Source organism: Zarconia sp. (genome assembly GCF_057467645.1).
This window is the reverse complement of sequence record NZ_JBRJXU010000011.1, coordinates 1-18,736: the sequence shown is the minus strand read 5'-3', so window position 1 is coordinate 18,736 and position 18,736 is coordinate 1. Positions and strand designations below refer to the sequence as shown.

Annotated in this window: 16 protein-coding genes and 1 pseudogene; 13 read left to right on the top strand and 4 right to left on the bottom strand. The window is 51.5% G+C overall.

The annotated features are described in order from the left end of the window. The first annotated feature begins 17 nt into the window (after nucleotides 1–17). The 3 genes from AC2215_RS02125 (at nucleotide 18) to AC2215_RS02115 (ending at nucleotide 3,498) form a co-directional block, all read left to right on the top strand. Nucleotides 18–911, top strand: coding sequence for a cytochrome c oxidase subunit II (locus AC2215_RS02125; RefSeq protein ID WP_486808299.1), 894 nt, complete (start codon nucleotides 18–20; stop codon nucleotides 909–911). Continuing rightward, the gene (gene ctaD / locus AC2215_RS02120; RefSeq protein WP_486808298.1) at nucleotides 904–2,607 is read left to right on the top strand and encodes a cytochrome c oxidase subunit I; all 1,704 of its coding nucleotides are present in this window, start codon (nucleotides 904–906) and stop codon (nucleotides 2,605–2,607) included. Before AC2215_RS02125 ends, ctaD begins: the two co-directional genes overlap by 8 nt. A 288-nt stretch (nucleotides 2,608–2,895) precedes the next feature. After that, nucleotides 2,896–3,498, top strand: a complete 603-nt coding sequence (locus AC2215_RS02115; protein ID WP_486808297.1) for a cytochrome c oxidase subunit 3 — start codon at nucleotides 2,896–2,898, stop codon at nucleotides 3,496–3,498. Nucleotides 3,499–3,649: 151 nt separating this feature from the next. Here the strand turns inward: AC2215_RS02115 and AC2215_RS02110 are convergent, their stop codons facing one another. Then, the gene (locus AC2215_RS02110; protein WP_486808296.1) at nucleotides 3,650–4,009 is read right to left on the bottom strand and encodes a four helix bundle protein; all 360 of its coding nucleotides are present in this window, start codon (nucleotides 4,007–4,009) and stop codon (nucleotides 3,650–3,652) included. Between the two features lie 229 nt (nucleotides 4,010–4,238). Between AC2215_RS02110 and AC2215_RS02105 the strand changes: the two genes are divergently transcribed. Then, complete coding sequence (locus AC2215_RS02105) at nucleotides 4,239–5,750, top strand: GMC oxidoreductase (RefSeq protein ID WP_486808295.1); 1,512 nt, start codon at nucleotides 4,239–4,241, stop codon at nucleotides 5,748–5,750. A 649-nt stretch (nucleotides 5,751–6,399) separates the two neighbouring features. Here the strand turns inward: AC2215_RS02105 and AC2215_RS02100 are convergent. Further along, nucleotides 6,400–7,440, bottom strand: a complete 1,041-nt coding sequence (locus tag AC2215_RS02100; RefSeq protein WP_486808294.1) for a chlorophyll a/b binding light-harvesting protein — start codon at nucleotides 7,438–7,440, stop codon at nucleotides 6,400–6,402. 404 nt (nucleotides 7,441–7,844) lie between these two features. Further along, on the bottom strand, nucleotides 7,845–8,933 hold the full coding sequence (locus tag AC2215_RS02095) for a chlorophyll a/b binding light-harvesting protein (protein WP_486808293.1): 1,089 nt from the start codon (nucleotides 8,931–8,933) through the stop codon (nucleotides 7,845–7,847). Between the two features lie 91 nt (nucleotides 8,934–9,024). Between AC2215_RS02095 and AC2215_RS02090 the strand changes: the two genes are divergently transcribed. From AC2215_RS02090 to AC2215_RS02050, 9 genes are all read left to right on the top strand, one after another. Then, nucleotides 9,025–9,183, top strand: a complete 159-nt coding sequence (locus AC2215_RS02090) for a hypothetical protein (RefSeq protein WP_486808292.1) — start codon at nucleotides 9,025–9,027, stop codon at nucleotides 9,181–9,183. 578 nt (nucleotides 9,184–9,761) lie between these two features. Continuing rightward, a complete protein-coding gene (locus AC2215_RS02085) occupies nucleotides 9,762–10,787 on the top strand; it encodes a chlorophyll a/b binding light-harvesting protein (RefSeq protein WP_486808291.1) in 1,026 nt (341 codons plus the stop codon). Nucleotides 10,788–10,801: 14 nt separating this feature from the next. Next, nucleotides 10,802–12,265, top strand: a complete 1,464-nt coding sequence (locus AC2215_RS02080) for a chlorophyll a/b binding light-harvesting protein (protein ID WP_486808320.1) — start codon at nucleotides 10,802–10,804, stop codon at nucleotides 12,263–12,265. A gap of 321 nt (nucleotides 12,266–12,586) precedes the next feature. Then, nucleotides 12,587–13,045 (top strand): hypothetical protein, encoded by a 459-nt coding sequence (locus tag AC2215_RS02075; protein WP_486808290.1) that lies wholly within the window; start codon nucleotides 12,587–12,589, stop codon nucleotides 13,043–13,045. A 42-nt stretch (nucleotides 13,046–13,087) separates the two neighbouring features. Beyond that, nucleotides 13,088–13,600 (top strand): flavodoxin FldA, encoded by a 513-nt coding sequence (gene fldA, locus AC2215_RS02070; RefSeq protein WP_486808289.1) that lies wholly within the window; start codon nucleotides 13,088–13,090, stop codon nucleotides 13,598–13,600. Nucleotides 13,601–13,864: 264 nt separating this feature from the next. After that, on the top strand, nucleotides 13,865–14,614 hold the full coding sequence (locus AC2215_RS02065) for an alpha/beta fold hydrolase (RefSeq protein ID WP_486808288.1): 750 nt from the start codon (nucleotides 13,865–13,867) through the stop codon (nucleotides 14,612–14,614). Nucleotides 14,615–15,104: 490 nt separating this feature from the next. After that, nucleotides 15,105–15,674, top strand: a complete 570-nt coding sequence (locus tag AC2215_RS02060; RefSeq protein ID WP_486808287.1) for a Crp/Fnr family transcriptional regulator — start codon at nucleotides 15,105–15,107, stop codon at nucleotides 15,672–15,674. 504 nt (nucleotides 15,675–16,178) lie between these two features. After that, entirely contained in the window at nucleotides 16,179–18,161 is a 1,983-nt protein-coding gene (locus AC2215_RS02055) for a glycoside hydrolase family 10-like protein (RefSeq protein WP_486808286.1), read from the top strand. 64 nt (nucleotides 18,162–18,225) lie between these two features. Then, nucleotides 18,226–18,363, top strand: a complete 138-nt coding sequence (locus AC2215_RS02050; protein WP_486808285.1) for a hypothetical protein — start codon at nucleotides 18,226–18,228, stop codon at nucleotides 18,361–18,363. Nucleotides 18,364–18,548: 185 nt separating this feature from the next. Here AC2215_RS02050 and AC2215_RS02045 read toward each other — a convergent pair. Further along, a pseudogene (locus AC2215_RS02045) lies at nucleotides 18,549–18,736 on the bottom strand (hypothetical protein); the annotation flags it as partial.

Sequence of the window (18,736 nt, the reverse complement as noted above, 5' to 3'; positions counted from 1 at the left end):
TTGGGACAACAATCGCCATGCCACGACGCACGATTTTCACCCTCATCGCCCTCGCCCTCGTCGCTGCCCTCATTAGCCTGTGGATGGGGCAACAAGCTTATGGCTGGATGCCCCCTCAGGCTTCAGCAGAATCGATCCTCATCGATAACCTCTTCAGTTTTTTAGTCACCCTGGGAACCTTTATTTTCCTGGGGGTGACGGGAACTCTGGCGTATTCGATCGCCTTTCAGCAGGCCGGGAAATACGAAGTGGGCGACGGTCCCCCCATCGAAGGCAATATCAAACTCGAGGTGGTTTGGACGGCGATTCCCTTCGCCCTGGCGATGTGGATCGCCATTTACAGCTACAACATCTACGATCGCATGGCCATTCTCGGGGATATCGATCGTCAGTCGGCGGGTTCTGTGACCGAGGTCGCCCCAGGCGAAACCCCCATTCAAGTGTACGCCCGCCAGTGGGTGTGGGAATTTCGCTACCCCGATCGCCACGTCAGCAGTACCGAACTCCACCTACCGGTGAACCAACGGGCGAAATTCCAACTCATCTCCGAAGACGTCATCCACGGCTTCTTCATTCCCGCCTTTCGAGTGAAGCAAGATGTCGTACCCGGAGAAACCATCGGCTTCGAGTTCACCCCCATTCGCGAAGGACGCTACCGCATCCGAGACTCTCAATATAGCGGTACGTACTTCGGGGCAAACCAAACCAACGTCGTCGTCGAATCCGCCGACGAATACGAAGCGTGGCTGACACAAGCGGCCGGACAAACGCCAAAAATTGCCGAAAACCCAGCCTTTGAAGAATTTAATCAAGCCAACACCAAACCCATCGATTTGGGTTGGAAATCCGTCGAACCCGCCCCACCCCCCATCGTGAACTACACCAGTTCCGCCAACGATAGCTATGAGTAATCTATCTGTCGATCGCACTCCAGAAGCGATCGCCGCCCAAAGCAACCAACCCTTCCCCGGTGCCCCCGATAACTGGAAGCGATTTTTCAGCTTCAGCACCGACCACAAAGTTATCGGCATTCAATACATTGTCACCGCCTTTATCTTTTTCCTGATTGGCGGGTTGCTGGCGATGATTATGCGGGGGGAACTGATTACCCCGGAAGCGGATTTAGTCGATCGCACCGTCTACAACGCCCTGTTCACCATGCACGGCACTCTGATGTTGTTCATGTGGACGTTTCCGGTTCTCAACGGTTTGGCCAATTACCTGGTGCCGTTGATGATCGGGGCGCGGGATATGGCCTTCCCCCGCCTCAACGCCGCCGCCTTCTGGCTGGTGCCGGTATTCGGCGTCATCTTTATGCTGAGCTTCTTCATCCCCGGCGGTCCCTCCCAATCCGGGTGGTGGGCGTATCCCCCCGTCAGCTTGCAAAATCCCACGGGGAACCTCATCAACGGTCAAACCATGTGGTTGCTCGCCGTCGCCCTATCTGGGGTTTCCTCGATTATGGGGGCGGTGAATATCGTCACCACGGTATTTCGGATGCGCGCGCCGGGAATGGGCTGGTTCCGGATGCCCGTCTTCGTCTGGGCCACCATGAGCGCTCAGATGATTCAACTCTTCGGACTGCCCGCCCTCACTGCCGGGGCCGTGATGCTGCTGTTCGATATCACCACCGGAACCAGCTTCTTCGATCCGGCCCAAGGGGGCGATCCGATTCTCTACCAGCACTTCTTCTGGTTCTACTCCCACCCTGCCGTTTACGTCATCATCCTGCCAATTTTCGGCATTTTTTCCGAACTCTTCCCCGTCTACGCCCGCAAACCCCTCTTCGGCTACCACTTTGTCGCTATTTCCTCGACGATTATCACCGGACTCAGCGGCGTCGTTTGGGTTCACCACATGTTCGCCAGCGGCACTCCCGACTGGATGCGGATGGTATTCATGTTTACCACCATGCTGATTGCCGTTCCCACGGGGGTGAAAGTCTTTGCCTGGGTGGGAACCGTCTGGGGAGGAAAGCTGCGGCTGGATACGCCAATGCTGTTTGCCCTCGGAGGATTGCTGACGTTCCTGTTTGCTGGAATTACCGGCATCATGCTCGCCTCCGCCCCCTTCGACATCCACGTCAACAATACCTACTTCGTTGTCGGGCACTTCCACTACGTCATCTACGGGGCGGCGGTGATGGGAGTCTACGCGGCCCTCTACCACTGGTTCCCGAAAATGACCGGACGGATGTACTACGAAGGTTTGGGCAAACTTCACTTCATCCTCACCTTCATCGGCGCAAACCTCAACTTTTTCCCGATGCACCCGCTGGGTTTGATGGGGATGCCTCGACGGGTTGCCTCCTACGATCCCGAATTCGCCTTCTGGAACGTACTCGCCAGTCTTGGCGGCTTCTTGCTGGGGGTTTCGACGATGCCCTTCATCCTCAATATGGTCGCTTCCTGGGTACAGGGTCCGAAAGCCCCCGATAATCCTTGGCGCGCCATTGGTTTGGAATGGTTGGTGCCCTCTCCACCCCCCCACGAAAACTTCGAGCAACTGCCGGTAGTGGTGTCTGAACCCTACGGTTACGGCCTCGACAAACCGTTGGTGGCCAACGATCCGAATCAGAAGTCGAGTTCTCCTCTTTCTTCGGAGTAAGTTTCGGAGATCGACTGACTCTCTGGCTACCTCAAGAATACCAATTGACAGGAACCACAAAGACTCAAAGAACGGGAAGTTAGAAGCACAAGATGAGATGAAATATCTCAAATTAACCCATTGTGCTTCTACCTCAAACTTAATTAAACAAAGCAGAAAAGGCTTAAGTCACAAGTAATAAGTGGTTGATATTCAGTCTGCATAAAATGGAATAAAAAAAATTTTTTCCTAAAAAAAATGCAAGCAAAACTTATTACTTATTACTTCTAAATTATTACTTGTTAAAAAATGAGCGTAACCGAGCTAGATCCGACACTGAATACCCACGATACCCACGCTGGGGAACACGAAGAAGACCATCGCATGTTTGGCTTCATCGTCTTTCTGCTTTCAGAAAGCGTCATTTTCCTCAGTTTCTTTGCGGGGTACATCGTCTACAAAACTAATACCACTGACTGGTTGCCAGCCGGGGTAGAAGGTTTAGAGGTGCGAGAACCCTTCATCAACACGATCGTTCTCGTTTCGAGCAGTTTTGTCATTTACTTTGCCGAACGATGCTTGCATCGGGAAAATCTCTGGGGATTTCGAGCGTTCTGGCTGCTGACCATGGCAATGGGAAGCTACTTCCTCTACGGGCAGGCGGTGGAATGGAACGGTCTTGCCTTTGGTTTCCAGTCAGGGGTATTTGGCGGTACGTTCTATTTGCTGACTGGGTTCCACGGACTGCACGTACTGACGGGAGTCCTGTTGCAGGGAATTATGCTGGGGCGATCGTTTATTCCGGGGAACTACGATGGCGGCGAGTTCGGCGTGGCTTCGACTTCCCTGTTTTGGCACTTCGTTGATGTGATTTGGATTATTTTGTTTCTTTTGATTTATGTATGGGAGTAGGGAATGGGGAATGGGGAAGGGGGAATAGTTATCGGGTAAGCATTCAGGTATTGTGCCGTCAATCATCACCTTCAAACTGGAATCGAGCTGATGACTTTAACCTATTCCTAGCTAAAACTGATGGCTGATAGCTGATGGCTGAATGCTTATGTTATCGGTTCTCGAGTTTTTGGATGAGGCTAGTAATCATTTTGCTTTCCGATTGAATTAGAGAAATAATAGTTTCTATGTCCTTTCGCTCGCATAACCCGACTCGTTGAGACAAAATGAGATGAGTTTCTAATTCATTAAGCGAACCTTTGGCGATATTTAAAAATCTTACATATTCTCCCGTGTATCTTCGTCCGTAACCTTCAGCTATATTGGCAGGAATCGATACAGCACTCCGTCTAATTTGTTGCACGATTCCATACAACTCTTCTTTTGGAAAAACTTTCGTGAGAAAATAGCACTTTTCAGCAATCTCCATCCCAGTCTGCCAAATTCTTAAATCTTTAAAATCGTTAATCATTAGATCTTGACTGAAAAAGAGGGAATTTCAAAATAGAAAATAGTATAGCGCTTCGCACTGGTTTATTTACACGAATCGAAGAAATAGGTTTTTTCCATTCCCCATTCCCCATTCCCCATTCCCCATTCCCCATTCCCCATTCCCCATTCCCCATTCCCCGTTCCCCATTCCCCATTCCCTATTCCCCGTTCCCTATTCCCATTCCCCGTTCCCCATTCCCATTAAACTTATGATTATCGACGATCGACACTACGATATCATCATCATCGGCACCGGCGCGGGGGGTGGAACTCTCGCCGGTAAGTTAGCCCCCACGGGCAAGCAGATTTTAATTCTCGAACGGGGGGATTTTATGCCCCTAGAAGAGCAAAATCGCACCAGCGTCGATGTTTTCAAGCGGGAACGCTACCACGCTCCGAGTCCTTGGTACGATAGCGAGGGGGAGGTGTTCTGGCCGCAGACGAATTATGCCGTGGGGGGAAATACAAAAATCTACGGCGCGTCTCTGATGCGGATGCGGGAGCGAGATTTTGACGAAATTGCCTATCCCGAGGGGGTGTCTCCGGCCTGGGAACTGAAATACGCCGACTTTGAACCCTACTATACCGAAGCCGAACAACTCTACATGGTTCACGGTGAGTCGGGAGGCGATCCCACAGAACCCGATCGCAGCGGCGACTATTCCTACAAGCCAGAACCCCACGAACCGCAAATTCAGCCGATTGTTGAAGCCCTTTCCGAACAAGGACTCCACCCAACCTCTCTACCCCTAACCCTCACCCTGCGCGATGACGATCCCACGGGGGATTCGCAAGTATTTGGCATCGATCCCGCCGTTCAATACGAGAACGTCACCTTGAAAACCTCAGCGGAGGTGGTTGCCCTCCACACCAACCTCTCGGGACAAACGGTGAAAGCGGTGGAAGCGAAAATCGGCACTCAGTCGTTTCTGTTTACCGGGGAAATCGTGGTGGTGGCTTGCGGGGCGATTAATTCGGCGGCCCTGCTGCTCAAATCGGCAAATGAAAAACATCCCAACGGGTTGGCCAACGGTTCGGGTTTGGTGGGGCGCAACCTGATGCAACATCAAATGACGGCTGTGGTGCAGTTGGCTTCCAAAGCCAATTCCGGGACGTTTCGCCGCAGTGTCAGCGTCAACGATTTCTATTGGGGAGACGAAAACTATGCTTACCCCATGGGGCATATCGAGAATGCCGGGGGATTGTTGCAGGATGTGATTTTTGCCGAGTCTCCCCCCCTGCTGTCAGTAGCGGCGAAGTTACTACCCCAATTCGGTCTCAAACAACTGGCAATGCGATCGATTGGTTGGTGGGTACAAACGGAAGTGCTGCCGGATACCAACAATCGGGTGCGCTGGGAGAACCAGAAGCTGTATGTCGAATTTACCCCTAATAATACTGAAGCCCACGATCGCCTCGTCTATCGCTGGATCGACGTTCTCAAAGCGGTGGAAAAAACGGTGAAGGGGTTTCAACAGGGCAATATTCACCCACGCGGACAAGCCCCGGTACAAGTGGTGGGCTATCAGTCGGGAACCTGCCGGTTTGGGTCAGATCCGGGCACTTCCGTCCTCGATCTCAACTGTTGCACTCACGAAGTGGATAATTTGTACGTCGTTGATAGCAGTTTCTTCCCGTCTTGTTCTGGGGTGAGTCCGGCGTTGACAATTATTGCCAATGCCCTGCGGGTGGGAGAGCATTTACTGGCACGATTGGGGTGAGTTCGGCGTACGCGGCAAACACGCACCCAAAATAAGTCTTTTCAGGTTTTTCTACATCCTTCACGTCCAAAATACGATTTGCGGTCACTGTAAAACCAAAGTGCGATCGCCCATGGGAGTAAGGGTCAACGGCTGTTGACCCCTACAGAAGTTGTCGGGTCAACCGTTTTTCCATTGGAAATGCTGCCCCCCTGACTCTTTGAGATGAGAAAGTCTGCAAACCTCACCGGACGTACTTCTCGAACCAAGGTGCGATCGCCCAAACAACGAAGGTTGCGAAGGTCACAATTTTGTGGTGCGGAACATTCGTCAGCTTTGATGATGTTTGTCCATGAAATTAGGGACTTGCAAAGAAATAAGGTACCCGCTCGTTCCAGATATACGGTAGGGGTCAAGGGCCCTTGACCCCTACCTGGGTACGTTATTTTCCCGCGCATCCCTTACGGATTAGTCAAATTTAAAGTGATAGAAATTCCGGTAGATTTGAATTCCGAAGGAGATCGGGGTCAAAAAAATGAAGAGTCTATACCCATTCATACCAGTGTGGTGGAGTTCTAGCATTTGGAGATTCCCAAAAATCTCGATCGCCCTAAAAAAATCCCGACTCTTATCCAAAGCCGGGAAAACGTTGAGTAAAAAATACGATCGCCTAACTCGCAACCAGCACTAACACCAGCAATGCTAAGAACCCAAAACCGATGAGGGTTGTGCGATAGGCATCATCCTCGCTGAGATTATTAGCTTCCATGCGTCCTTTCAGGGCATGCCAAATGTGTCCGGCAAGGAACGTAAAGCCCAGCCCGAACTGAATTCCGGCGATAATCCCCCGATCGAATCCGTATAAATCCGCAGGAAAGACCGTGGTGTTGTAGGCGACGAAATAGCCCGACAGCAGACCCATCCACCCCAATCCAGCCAGGGAGTAGGAGAGGATGGCGTGACCGTTATAGGGTAATTGAGTTCCCAAACCAAAGGGGGCTTTAACGATATGCCAAATGCCACCAGCGATACAAATAATGCCAATCCACAAATGACCGCCGACGACATCTTCTAAATTATCGACGCTAGCCATTCCCAGGGGATTCCAAACGCCGTGGTTCAAACCGAAGATATAGCCGAAAATCGTCACCGGGTTGGTGGTGGGTTCGGTGATGAGGCGGACATCGTGAATCGCCCCGTCGTAGAGACCGCCCCAAGTGGTGGCTTTGCCGACAAATAGCAGGGCGGCCGCCCCAAGAAATAGCAGGTGATGACCTAAAATTAAGCCCAGTTGCTTGCCATCACTCCATTCGTAGTGGAATTTTGTTGCCCAGCCTTCGCCGTCTTTTAAGTTTGCCGGACCTCGGAACACGTGGAACAATCCTCCCGCCCCAAGTGCAGCCGATGCGGCGAGGTGCAGCATTCCGACGACGAAATAGGGGTAGGAATCGACAATGGTTCCCCCGGGCCCCACGCCCCAACCCAAACCCGCGAGGTTCGGGAGTACGGTGAGACTTTGCTCGCCTAGGGGAAGGGTAGTGTCGAGGCGAGAGACTTCCGAGAGAGTAATCGCCCCCGCCCAAAACATCATCAGTCCGGCGTGGGCGATGTGCGCCCCTAAGAGTTGCCCGGAAAGGTTGATGAGGCGGGCGTTTCCGGACAGCCAAGTTAAATCTGGTTCGATCGCAGTTCGATCGCTTGCAATCGTCATACTTAAAATACCTCTTTCTTTGTTCTACAGGTTTCGCCATCTGTCAAGGATGGGTTTGCGGGTAACAATATTGCGGGTAAAAACTATCGATGAAACTCAAACGCAACGCGAGCAAAATACGTGCACTCGGGCGTTACCCGTTAATTCAAACTTGACAAAGCACTTAAACAGGTTGAAAAACCACCAGCCCTAAAGACTGGGTTTGAACCCCAAGCTGACAGCTGACAACCCTTGAAAGAAGCTCCACACAGGTGGTAGCCTGCATGAAGCACATTGGTAATAAATCCATTGGTGCGATCGCCGCGCTTCAATCAGAGAAACTCTTTAACGTGGCAGCGTTTTGTAATGTCTCTGGCTCAAAGTAAGGACGATCGCAATTCTCATTCGGTCGCACCGGCTACTGCTTATTCTGCTGAAGCTTTAGCGGGTGCGGGTTTTTTTGTGGAAGCCATCGGTGCGGCTTGGGCCATTCCAGCATTTTCTAGGGCTTTTTCGATCTTGCGGAAGTCAAAGCCCATGGCGCGCAAAGCGTGCCACAGATGACCTTGCAGGAAGAAGAAGGCCAGGAAGAAGTGAGCGTTCGCCAACCATGCGCGGGCGGTGTGTGCCCCCATCGGCAAGTCTACGGTATCGGCAAAATAGGGCGAAACTCCCAGTTTGACTTCGAGAACCGGACCGTAGAATTCCACCGGATAGGCGAGGGTATTGACGGCACAGAAGTAGGCCGCCGTGAATCCAGCCAGAGAAATGCCGGCTAGAGAGTAGGATAAAATTGCCTCACCGGAGAAAATCAGCAGTTTTTTCGCCCAGTCGAAGGGTTCTTTGACAATGTGCCAAATCCCGCCACCGACGAGTAACAGACCGACGAAGATGTGACCGCCGACTAAATCTTCGAGGTTATCCACTGACGCAAAGTGAGTTTGGTAGCCGTAGATAACGAAGGGGTCGAGGGTGGGTTCGGTTACCAAGCGCACGTCGGCGATGGCAGAGTCGTACAATCCGCCCCAGAACATGGCTTTGCCCACCAGCAACAGCGCTCCCAATCCCAGGAACAGCAAGTGGTGTCCGAGAATCAGACCCAACTGTTTGGGATCGTCCCAATCGAAGTGGAACTTGCGGGCATTACCCGAGGCTTCGCTCAAATCTCCCGTGATTTTAAAGGAGTGGTACAGCGCCCCAGCCCCGAGAACGGCGGAGGAAATCAGGTGAACGGCCCCGACGACGAAGTAGGGATAGGTGTCAACCACTTCACCTCCAGCGCCGACACCCAATCCGAGGGTAGCCAGGTGGGGTAGCAAGATCAGACCCTGTTCGCCCATGGGAAGGGACGTATCGTACTGGGACAGCTCGAAGAGGGTAAATGCCCCCGCCCAGAAAACAATGAGTGCAGCTTGGGCGGCGTGAGCGGCAATAAATTTGCCCGATAGGTTGGCGAAACGGGCATTCCCAGCCCACCAGTCGTACTTGACGCCGGGATTACCATAGCTTTGCATTCTGCATTAGCCTCCTATTTGTTAGTAAAGCTTCTCAAAAAAAGGCGATCGCGACCTCGATTGTCGTTCGTACGGTTTAGGCACATCATCGGTGGAAGTAGATCGCGAGTATTGCCAAACGGTCCTTCCATCAATCTCGGGATGCAGTCGAGAGAAGCTCCTACAAACCCAAGGTGAGTTCCGCCAATCGGGAGCGATCGCCGATATCCAAACATTCTCGGATATGAACCCCACTTTAGCAGCTTATTAGTAATAGTTTTTAATAAATTGATGACACAATTTCTCGATCGCTTGCCATACCAAGTCTAGAAGGCTTTTCATAAGAAAATCCAATACAAACCCGATCGAAACCTCGAATTATTTATTGATAATCGCTATCATCAAACTTCGCTGTTTGTAAAACTGCCATCGCAGGGATTATAGATTTCATGCGAGTAAAGGGAGATGGCTGGGGGTCGAAGCAATCATTAAAAGCTCGTCACATCCCATGCAGTCTTCATTGCGCTTCACTTCATATTTCTTTACCGCAAATAAATGAGAATCTATTGCAATAAATTTCAAAACCCACTACGATGGGCAACCAGTTGTTGAGTTTTGATAGCAATAAGTCTCGCCAGTACTCCTCTCTCTCTGTTCTCTGGCGAGTTCGCTTTCTTTGCGAACGGCAAACTTCACAGCAGACCTTATATAGCTGTAGCCAGCCTGGTTAGGACATCAGAGAGCAGTATTTCTCTTGTTTGAAAATTTTCCTCCAGCATGCAACGTCCTAATGAAAGTGGCTACGGCTATAGAACTTTTAACTTTGAAAACTGTTTCAGGAGGTATGCGATGACGATCGTGACGACAGGACCGCCCCAAGAAGCGCCGTGGTGGGCGGGAAATTACCGGCTCACAGAGCTTTCCGGGCGATTGCTCGGCGCGCACGTCGCCCACGGGGGGCTCATCGTGTTCTGGGCGGGAGCGATGACTTTATTTGAAGTTTCTCGCATTAATGCAGCCCAACCCATGTACGAACAGGGACTCATCCTGCTACCCCACCTGGCAACCCTCGGTTGGGGTGTCGGGGCTGGCGGTGAAGTGGTCGATACCTACCCCTACTTTGTTATCGGGGCGCTGCACGTCATTAGTTCGGCCTTTATTGGCTTTGGCGGCATCTTTCATACCTTCAAAGGGCCGGAAAAATTAGAGCAACTCTCCTCCTTTTTCGGCTACGACTGGGGCGATGCCAATAAAATGACCACCATCCTCGGCATCCATCTGGTATTGCTGGGATTGGGAGCATTCTTGCTGGTGGCAAAAGCGATGTTCTTCGGCGGAATCTACGATCCCGTTGCCGGAACCGTTCGCGCGGTGCCAAGTCCCACCCTGAACCCAGCGGTTATCTTCGGCTACCTCTTCGGGGCTGGAGGCAAGTACTGGCTGGCGAGTGTGGATAACCTCGAAGACATTATCGGCGGTCATATTTGGATCGGACTGCTGTGTATCGGCGGGGGATTGTGGCATATCAAATCCGAACCCTTCAACTGGGCCAAACGCATTTTTGTCTGGTCGGGCGAAGCTTACCTTTCCTATAGTTTGGGGGCTTTAGCGTTAATGGCTTTCGTGGCGACGCTGTTCGTTTCCACCAACTCTCTAGTCTATCCAGAAGTCTTCTACGGACCGACGCTGACGGTGGGATTCGATCGCTTTCCTTACTTTATTGGTGAACTCACCGCCCGCAATTGGCTGGCCAACGCCCACTTCTGGCTGGGTTTCTTCTTCCTCCAAGGTCACCTCTTCCACGCCCTGAAAGCGGCAGGTTTCGACTTTAACCAAGGCAAACTCGTGCAAAACAATCGCGGAGGTATCCTCTGATGACTGCAACGGCTATGTCCGCCCCGACGACACCTTCCCCATCCCAACTCCCCTGGTGGCGCGGGAACGGTCGCTTTGTAGACCAGTCTGGGAAGCTGCTGGGGGCACACGTCGCCCACGGAGGACTCATCGTTCTCTGGGCGGGGGCAATGACTCTGTTTGAGATTTCCCGCTACAACCCCGACATCCCCATGGGGCAGCAAGGGTTAATTTTAATCCCCCATCTGGCAACCCTGGGTTTGGGCGTCGGGGATGGCGGGGCGATTGTCGATACCTCACCTTACTTAGTTATCGGCGCCCTGCACCTGGTGAGTTCCGCCGTTCTCGGGGCGGGGGGACTCTACCACACCTTACTCGGTCCGGAAGTTTTACCCCAAGAACGTTCCTTCTTCGGCTTCTTCGGCTACGACTGGGAAGACCAGGACAAGATGACCACCATTGTTGGCATTCACCTGCTGCTTCTCGGATTCGGCGCGTGGTTGCTAGTGGCAAAAGCAATGTTTTGGGGCGGTTTGTACGATCCGGCAACGGAGTCGGTACGAGTGATTACCAACCCTGCGTTGAGTCCGGGTCATATCTTCGGCTACCTCTTTGGCTTGCAAGGGGGTGAAGGAATGGCCGCCGTCGATAACCTCGAAGATGTGGTGGGCGGTCACGTTTGGGTCGGCCTGCTATGCGTTCTCGGCGGTCTGTGGCATACCGCAACCAAGCCTTTCCTCTGGGCGCAGCGAGTACTGTATTGGTCGGGAGAAGCTTATCTATCCTATAGTTTGGGCGCGCTGTCTTACATGGGATTTTTGGCGGCGTACTTCGTCACCGTTAACGATACCGTCTATCCCGAGGTGTTTTACGGTCCCGTGGGTTGGTCTGGAGCCCAGGCGGAATTCATCAGCGTTCGCACTTGGTTGGCCGCGTTCCATATCGCCTTTGCAACCCTGCTGCTGTTCGGTCACCTGTGGCACGCCCTGCGAGTCCGCGCGGCTGGGGCGGGATTCGACCTGGGTAAAGGTCAGTTCGTCCGTCCGTGGTTGGGAGACGCGCAATTCGGCAACCTTTCCACGCCCGTAAGTGCTTCCGATTTCACCCTCACCTTCGTGAGCAATCTGCCCATTTACCGTCAGGGTCTGTCTCCCTTCTCCCGAGGTTTGGAGATTGGTATGGCCCACGGTTACTTCTTGGTTGGACCGTTTGTGGTTCTCGGTCCGATGCGGGATGGGGATACTGCGAATTTGGTGGGATGTCTGGCGGCAGCGATATTAGTGCTGATTGCCTCGTTGTGTCTGTCGGGCTACGGAACAGCAGCTTTTAGTGGTACTCGAAAGCCGGTGGGTGAATTACCAACTAATCTGCAAACCGCAGAAGCTTGGAGTCTGTTTAGCGGCAGTTTCTGCGTGGGCGGCATTGGCGGCACGATTTTTGCCTATCTGATTTTGGATAATTTAGACGCACTGCGTCAAAGCTTTCAATTTTTAGCATAGGCGATCGCCGATTGCTTAATACAGAAGGGATTGTGGCAAGATTGCCTTCAGTTTTCCAACCGGACACCTTGGGTTCTTAACAAATGGTTTCGAACAAATAGTTTCGATCGAGCCTTTGAGTTTTTCATCCTGAGCTTTCATGGGTTTTTCGACCGGTGAAAAACTTCCGGTGTCTGGTTTTCCTCTTGATGTTCGTTTTGCCTTCGAGTCATGGTTTTCGCGCACCGGATCTTGACTGGAGCGTGAGGATAACTCCCAACTTAAATGGGATTTACTTTGGCAAGTTTTTGTCTAGTCTCCTTTACCCCAACGCGATAGATTATGTCTTTCGATATCGTTTTAATCTGGCTACCTCCGGTTATCTGCTTTGCAGCAATTTGGGGTTTGTTGAGCTTTTTTGTTTGGAGTGCTTGGCAAGCCCTGCGAGAAGGAACGGTTCATCTCAAACGACTGCATGCAATTCCATGCGATCGCTGCGTTTATTTTACGGGCGATTTCCGGCTCAAATGCACCGTGCGCCCGATCGAAGCGATGACGGAAGAAGCGCTGGGATGTCGAGATTTCGAGCCAATTTCCAAACCGATTCCCGTGCCAGTTCCCCAGAAGGCTTGCGGGGGTTGCTCGAAGTGCAAATCGAGCGTGTGTTCGTCGGAAAATTCACTGGTGAATCTGGACTTTCAAAACCACCCTCAAAACCACTCCCAAAACCCAACATGCGCGATCGACCCGTTTGCCCCGATCGAAAACACTCTCGAAACAATGCATTCAAGTCGATCGTGAATCTTGCAACTTGAATTTGACCTTAACTTTGGAGAAATAACCGTGTCACAAATTGGCCTCTTTTTTGGAAGCACCACTGGCAAAACCGAATCCGTTGCCGAAATGATTCAGGAACTGCTCGGTGAAGATGTGGTGACGCTGCACAATATGGCCGATGTTGAAGATGTCAGCGAACTCGATGCTTACGACAAGCTAATTATTGCCTCTCCCACCTGGAATATTGGCGACCTGCAAGATGATTGGGAAGCCCTCTACGAAGAGTTAGATAATCTCGATTTCAGTGGTAAAACCGTTGCCTATTTCGGAACGGGCGACCAAATTGGCTATTCGGAAAACTTCATGGATGCTGCCGGAATTTTGGAAGAAAAGATTTCCGGAAACGGTGGAAAAACCATCGGTCAGTGGTCGGCAGATGGCTACGATTTTGAGGAGTCTAAAGCCTTGAAAAATGGTAAGTTTATCGGTTTGGCGATCGATGAAGACAATCAATCGGAACTCACAGAAGAGCGCGTCAGCAAGTGGGTTGCTCAAATCAAATCTGAGTTTGGCGTGTAAATCCGTCGCACTCGACATACCGTTTAATTGAACTGCGAGCGCATAGATTCGAGTAGGGGTCAACACGGGTTGACTCCTACGATCAAAATAAAAGTATTCTGTCCTCTGACTATTTATTATTTTTTTTATCTTATTCATCCTTTAAACCTCATCTCTAAAAAACTATTTTTTGAGTTTTAGTAATGAGAATTTAAAATTTTATATAGAATATCGTTATAATAAAATTAATCCCCTCAATCTTCACATTTTATCCACGATCTCTCAATGAGTTCCAATCAAAATATGAGTTGCTATCCGAATATTCTTTGGCTCGATACAAACTTTAGTTTTGCCGAATTCGATCGACCGCTTGTCGATCGATTATCTTCCAGAAATTCCTTAGGCGTTTGGCAGTATCGACAAAACCAAGATGAAGGCTGTTCCCTCGATATAGCCGTTAGATTATTACATCACTATTTACGGTCTTCTCCGCGTCCGATTCATTTAATCGGTCACAGTACTGCGGGTTTGGTGGGCTTATTATACGCTCAAAGATATCCTCAATACGTTCGCTCTTTAACCCTCTTATCCGTCGGCGTTCATCCAGCAGTAGATTGGCAAGCGCATTACTACGTTCAGCGGCAATTATTATCCTGCAACCGCCGAATTGTCTTAAATCAAATGGTGTATAATTTATTTGGGGATAAAGTCGGTCGTCGGCTGCACGAATACGTGCAAATGCTCGAAGAAGATTTAGAGTTTTCCCCCTCTCCTCATTCTTTATATCAAAGACTCTCGCTGCCACCACAAATTGTGCCGGTTCCGCTGCTCGTGTGCGGCGCGAAAAACGATATCGTTATCGACCGCAACCAACTTGACGGCTGGCAGAAATATTTGAAAGATGGCGATCGTCTGTGGCTGAGCGATGATGGTTATCATTTCTTTCACTACTTCGCTCCCGAAAAAGTAGAAGCCCAAATCTGGAATTTTTGGAAATCCCTCCCCGAACGCGCCACTTTAAAAATATTGGTCTAGAAATCTATCGAAAATTGGATAATCGATCGAACGCGGTGATTATAAACTTTACCTTGAAGGCGACGAAAATCTAACGCTCAAACTCATGGATCGACTCAGTTCTAACCTCAAAATTTTTCGTTCTCGAACGAGCGAGCGACCGACAATCCCGATTTTTGACGAAATCGATCCAGAACTCACCCCGCCGACGATGGCGCGAATACTGCCAAAAAAATAGTTCTGACGGTGAAACTTAAAACGAACCGATCGAACTTAAACTCTCGTTAAATTGAACGATCGATAATTGCACTCGATCGAGATTCGGTATTCGGTTGAGCGAATATTTAACCTTTGAAGCAGTAACGCTCTCGATGGACGCAGTTTTCGAGCGTTATCGGTTAAACAACAGTGGTGAGATGGTATTTGCACATCAAATCTCGATCGAGTCTTGCGGATCTTCGATTGCAAGGTCACCAGCAAGCAAAAAACCTTATCGTTTCATCGAATCACAATGCAACTCCTAACCCCCCCATCAAACTTTTACAAACCCTCCTTGCAATATTTCAAACGTCGAGACACAATTCCTCTGACAAGCCAAGGCATTTGGCAAATCGAGCGAGGTGCGGTCAGAACCTTAACTTGGAGCGAAGGAGGGAGAATTATTACCCTGGGAATTTGGGGCGAAGGAAATCTGGTGGGTCAACCCCTCTCGGAAATTGCTCCCTACGAAGTCGAATGCTTGAGTTCGGTGGCAGCCACGTTAATTCCGTGCGAGCGGTGGTATTTACTTGTCGATGCTCTCCTCGAACACGCTCGTCAAGCTGGCGTTTTCACCACCATTCTTCGCTGCGAACCCGTTCGCGAGCGGGTGCGGTATTTTCTCGAGTGGTTGGCCAATAAATTCGGACAGCGAGTCGATCGTGGAAAATTGATTGCCATTCGCCTCTCCCATCAGTGTATTGCCGAAGTCCTCGGAACCTCCCGCGTTACCGTTACCCGCATCCTCAAACAGCTTGAAGCTGAAGGTTCCATTGTCCGAGAACGGCGGGATTTGATTTGGCGAGAAGAGGATGGGGTGTAGGTTTTTTAGAGCTCGGTGTTAGCGAGCTGGCAATCGCGGTGGAAGCTGGGGGAGAAAGATGTGCTTTGTAAATTCGGGCTGTCCTAACCTCACAGAAATACAGCGATAGTGGACAATTGACAATGGGTCAGTAACGACGCTATGTCCCTCTGGAGGGCAAAGCATTTAGATCTGTCAGGTGCGCGTTTGTTGCGGAATTTATCGCCCAAATGCTTGTGCCCCTACAACAAACCCATGTTTAATTTTTAATTCTCTCCCCCATCTCCCTTGTCTCCCTTGTCTCCCCCGCCCCCAAACCCATCCCGGATTGGGGGTTCGATCGATTGTAAAAAGTAGATGTGCGATCGGCTCAGTCCGACGCTGCGCGATCCCCAGACGAGATCGGCGCGGCATTTTTCGGTAAAGTGAGCTTAAGAGATTCTGCAAATTTGAGCCATCGCACGCACCTTGAGGTGAAACACCCGAATTCCCTGACACTATATCGATCGATTCACAAATCAAAGAATGACAAACTGGTCCTTGAAAACTGTCCCAGTCAAATTTGTATTGGCTGTTGCTAGCCTTGTCGCTGGCGGTTCCGTTTCCGAGATAGAACCGAGTTGGGCGGCTGCTCGTCCAGTTCCCAGACCGCCAATCGATCGAGAACCGATCGTCCAAGTCGTCCCCACGGAAGACGATGTGAGCGACCCCGCCTCTCAAGTTGCTCCACCGGGTTTGCAAGTGGAACCGGGAGACGCACCGATTCCCCCCTTCGAGCAACTGAAAATGCATCGGGAGTTGCGATCGCTCTTGGGACGAGTGCAGAGTGCTCTGCTCGCCGCCAACGCCAACGGTCATACCATTGGCAGCCAAGGGAAAGCCGAGGATGGAAATGCGCTCGCTGCCGATGCATCGATGGTTCAAACCGATCGGGCGATCGCCGAGGCCCGTGAAGTGTTGCACGAATTTAACGATTTAGTGGGCGAGGGTCGATACGGCGAGGCACGATCGAGTTGGTTGAATGCCCGCTCTCGCCTCTGGGAAAGCTACCCCAACGATCGCCCCCGCGCCCAGACGGAAGTGCGAGCAATTTGGCTCGATCGCGGTACCATCGTCGATGCGGGTTCCTCGGAAGGACTGGCGCGGGTATTCGATCGCCTCAAAAGTGCGGGCATCAACACCGTTTTTTTTGAAACCATCAATGCGGGATACCCCATCTATCCCAGTCAGGTGATGCCCGAGCAAAATCCCCTCATCCGCTACTGGGACCCCCTGAAAAGTGCGGTGGAGTTGGCCCGCGAGCGAGATATGGAAATCCATGCCTGGATGTGGACGTTTGCCGTAGGGAATCAACGCCACAATCAAATTGTCGGCGAAAAAGACGATTATCCCGGCCCCATTCTCGCCGAAAATCCCGATTGGGCGAACTACGACAATGCCGGACGGGTGCGGCATTTGGGTTCGGGCAAAACCTTCCTCGATCCGGCAAACCCAGAAGCGAGGTGGTATTTGCTGCGCGTCATCGACGAAATTATCACCAATTACGACGTGGATGGCTTGCAACTCGACTACATCCGCTATCCCTTTCAAGACCCCAGTGCCAAGCGCACTTACGGCTACGGCATTGCCGCGCTCGAAGCCTTTGAAGAACTCGCCGGGGTCGATCCGAGTACCATTTCCACCGACGAGCGCGAATTGTGGGAACAGTGGACGGAGTTTCGCACGGGGCAAGTGGATTCCTTTGTCGCCGAAGTCTCTCAATGGCTGCGCGATCGCGATCCGAATCTGATTCTCTCCGTCGCCGTCTTCTACCAATCCACCCACGATCGCATCCACAAAATTCAGCAGCATTGGGAAAACTGGGTCGAAGCGGGTACGGTAGATTTGGTGGTGCCGATGACCTACGCCCTCGATACCAACCGCCTCGAAAGTATTACCGAACCGTTACTCGAACGCGGGGGTTCGGCGTTGGTGATTCCCTCAGTGAAGTTGCACGATTTGCTCGCAGTCGTTGCCATCGACCAAATTCAAGCCCTGCGAGACTTGCCCGTGGGAGGTTACGCCCTCTTTGCCGCCACCGTCCTCACCGATCCCCTCTACGAGATTTTCACCCGCACCCAAGCCCCCACCACCACCGGTCCGATTCCCTTCCGCCAGCCCTTTGAAGCCGCCGCCAGCCGGTTTGCCGCTCTCCAGCAGGAATGGGACGTGTTGTTCGCCGACGATCGACTCTGGATTCGGGAACCGGAATTGAGCCAGTGGCAGACAAAATCGGTCGAGTTAGCCGAAGTTCTCGATCGACTGGCAGCCGAACCCAATGCCGAGAATTTGGCAGCTGCCAGCGATGTTTTGGTTGAATATCAAGCTCAATTTCCCGATTGGATGCGCTTGGAAGCCTCAGAACATTCCTACCGAGTGCAAACCTGGGAACACCGCCTCGAAACCCTATCCACCCTGTTGCGTTACGGCGATCGGGTGATTTTAAACCGCATCTTGGCTTCTGAGTAATTAACGTCAGTTTTGGATAAGACTGTTTCAGGTGAGGGCGGGGAATGGGGAATGGGGAATGGGGATGGAGTACTTTGCTCCCGAGCCACCCCATGTCGCCAGTGTTGTCGCTTCGCTCGTTAAGAGGCTTGCCCACCGCCCGAACCCCACCCAGAGTCGGCATCTCGGCGAGGTCGCTTCAGCAAAACTGACGTTAGTTTAGAAGGGGTTGAACGGTTCGATACCATCAACTTGACATCTGGCAAAATTGCTTAACCTTTCACCAATGCCCGACACCCCACACCCCACCTTCACCGGAAACTGTCTTATCCCGAACTGACGTTATATAGCTAAACACATAGCGGTTAGCTATATCGCACGAAGCACTTAGCTTTCAGCCATCAGCCATCAACCACGAGTTCCTGAAGATGGCGGTGACGACACATGAGTCATGTTGCCCAAATCGAAGACCCGAACCTCGGAGTGGGTTTCAATCCAAACCCTCGCACCCCCCTGATTCGGCTTGTCGGGACGATACACCACCCGACATTTTCCAGAGATTTCCACCTCATGCCCGTAAATATTGCTTCGACCCC

Excerpts from the sequence above, each read along its gene's own strand:
- AC2215_RS02080 (WP_486808320.1), top strand. The coding sequence starts at position 10,802 with ATGTCCGCCCCGACGACACCTTCCCCATCCCAACTCCCCTGGTGGCGC.
- AC2215_RS02055 (WP_486808286.1), top strand. The coding sequence starts at position 16,179 with ATGACAAACTGGTCCTTGAAAACTGTCCCAGTCAAATTTGTATTGGCT.
- AC2215_RS02100 (WP_486808294.1), bottom strand. The coding sequence starts at position 7,440 with ATGACGATTGCAAGCGATCGAACTGCGATCGAACCAGATTTAACTTGG.
- AC2215_RS02125 (WP_486808299.1), top strand. The coding sequence starts at position 18 with ATGCCACGACGCACGATTTTCACCCTCATCGCCCTCGCCCTCGTCGCT.
- AC2215_RS02115 (WP_486808297.1), top strand. The coding sequence starts at position 2,896 with ATGAGCGTAACCGAGCTAGATCCGACACTGAATACCCACGATACCCAC.
- AC2215_RS02085 (WP_486808291.1), top strand. The coding sequence starts at position 9,762 with ATGACGATCGTGACGACAGGACCGCCCCAAGAAGCGCCGTGGTGGGCG.
- AC2215_RS02065 (WP_486808288.1), top strand. The coding sequence starts at position 13,865 with ATGAGTTCCAATCAAAATATGAGTTGCTATCCGAATATTCTTTGGCTC.
- ctaD (WP_486808298.1), top strand. The coding sequence starts at position 904 with ATGAGTAATCTATCTGTCGATCGCACTCCAGAAGCGATCGCCGCCCAA.
- AC2215_RS02095 (WP_486808293.1), bottom strand. The coding sequence starts at position 8,933 with ATGCAAAGCTATGGTAATCCCGGCGTCAAGTACGACTGGTGGGCTGGG.
- AC2215_RS02110 (WP_486808296.1), bottom strand. The coding sequence starts at position 4,009 with ATGATTAACGATTTTAAAGATTTAAGAATTTGGCAGACTGGGATGGAG.
- AC2215_RS02075 (WP_486808290.1), top strand. The coding sequence starts at position 12,587 with ATGTCTTTCGATATCGTTTTAATCTGGCTACCTCCGGTTATCTGCTTT.
- AC2215_RS02050 (WP_486808285.1), top strand. The coding sequence starts at position 18,226 with ATGGAGTACTTTGCTCCCGAGCCACCCCATGTCGCCAGTGTTGTCGCT.
- AC2215_RS02105 (WP_486808295.1), top strand. The coding sequence starts at position 4,239 with ATGATTATCGACGATCGACACTACGATATCATCATCATCGGCACCGGC.
- AC2215_RS02060 (WP_486808287.1), top strand. The coding sequence starts at position 15,105 with ATGCAACTCCTAACCCCCCCATCAAACTTTTACAAACCCTCCTTGCAA.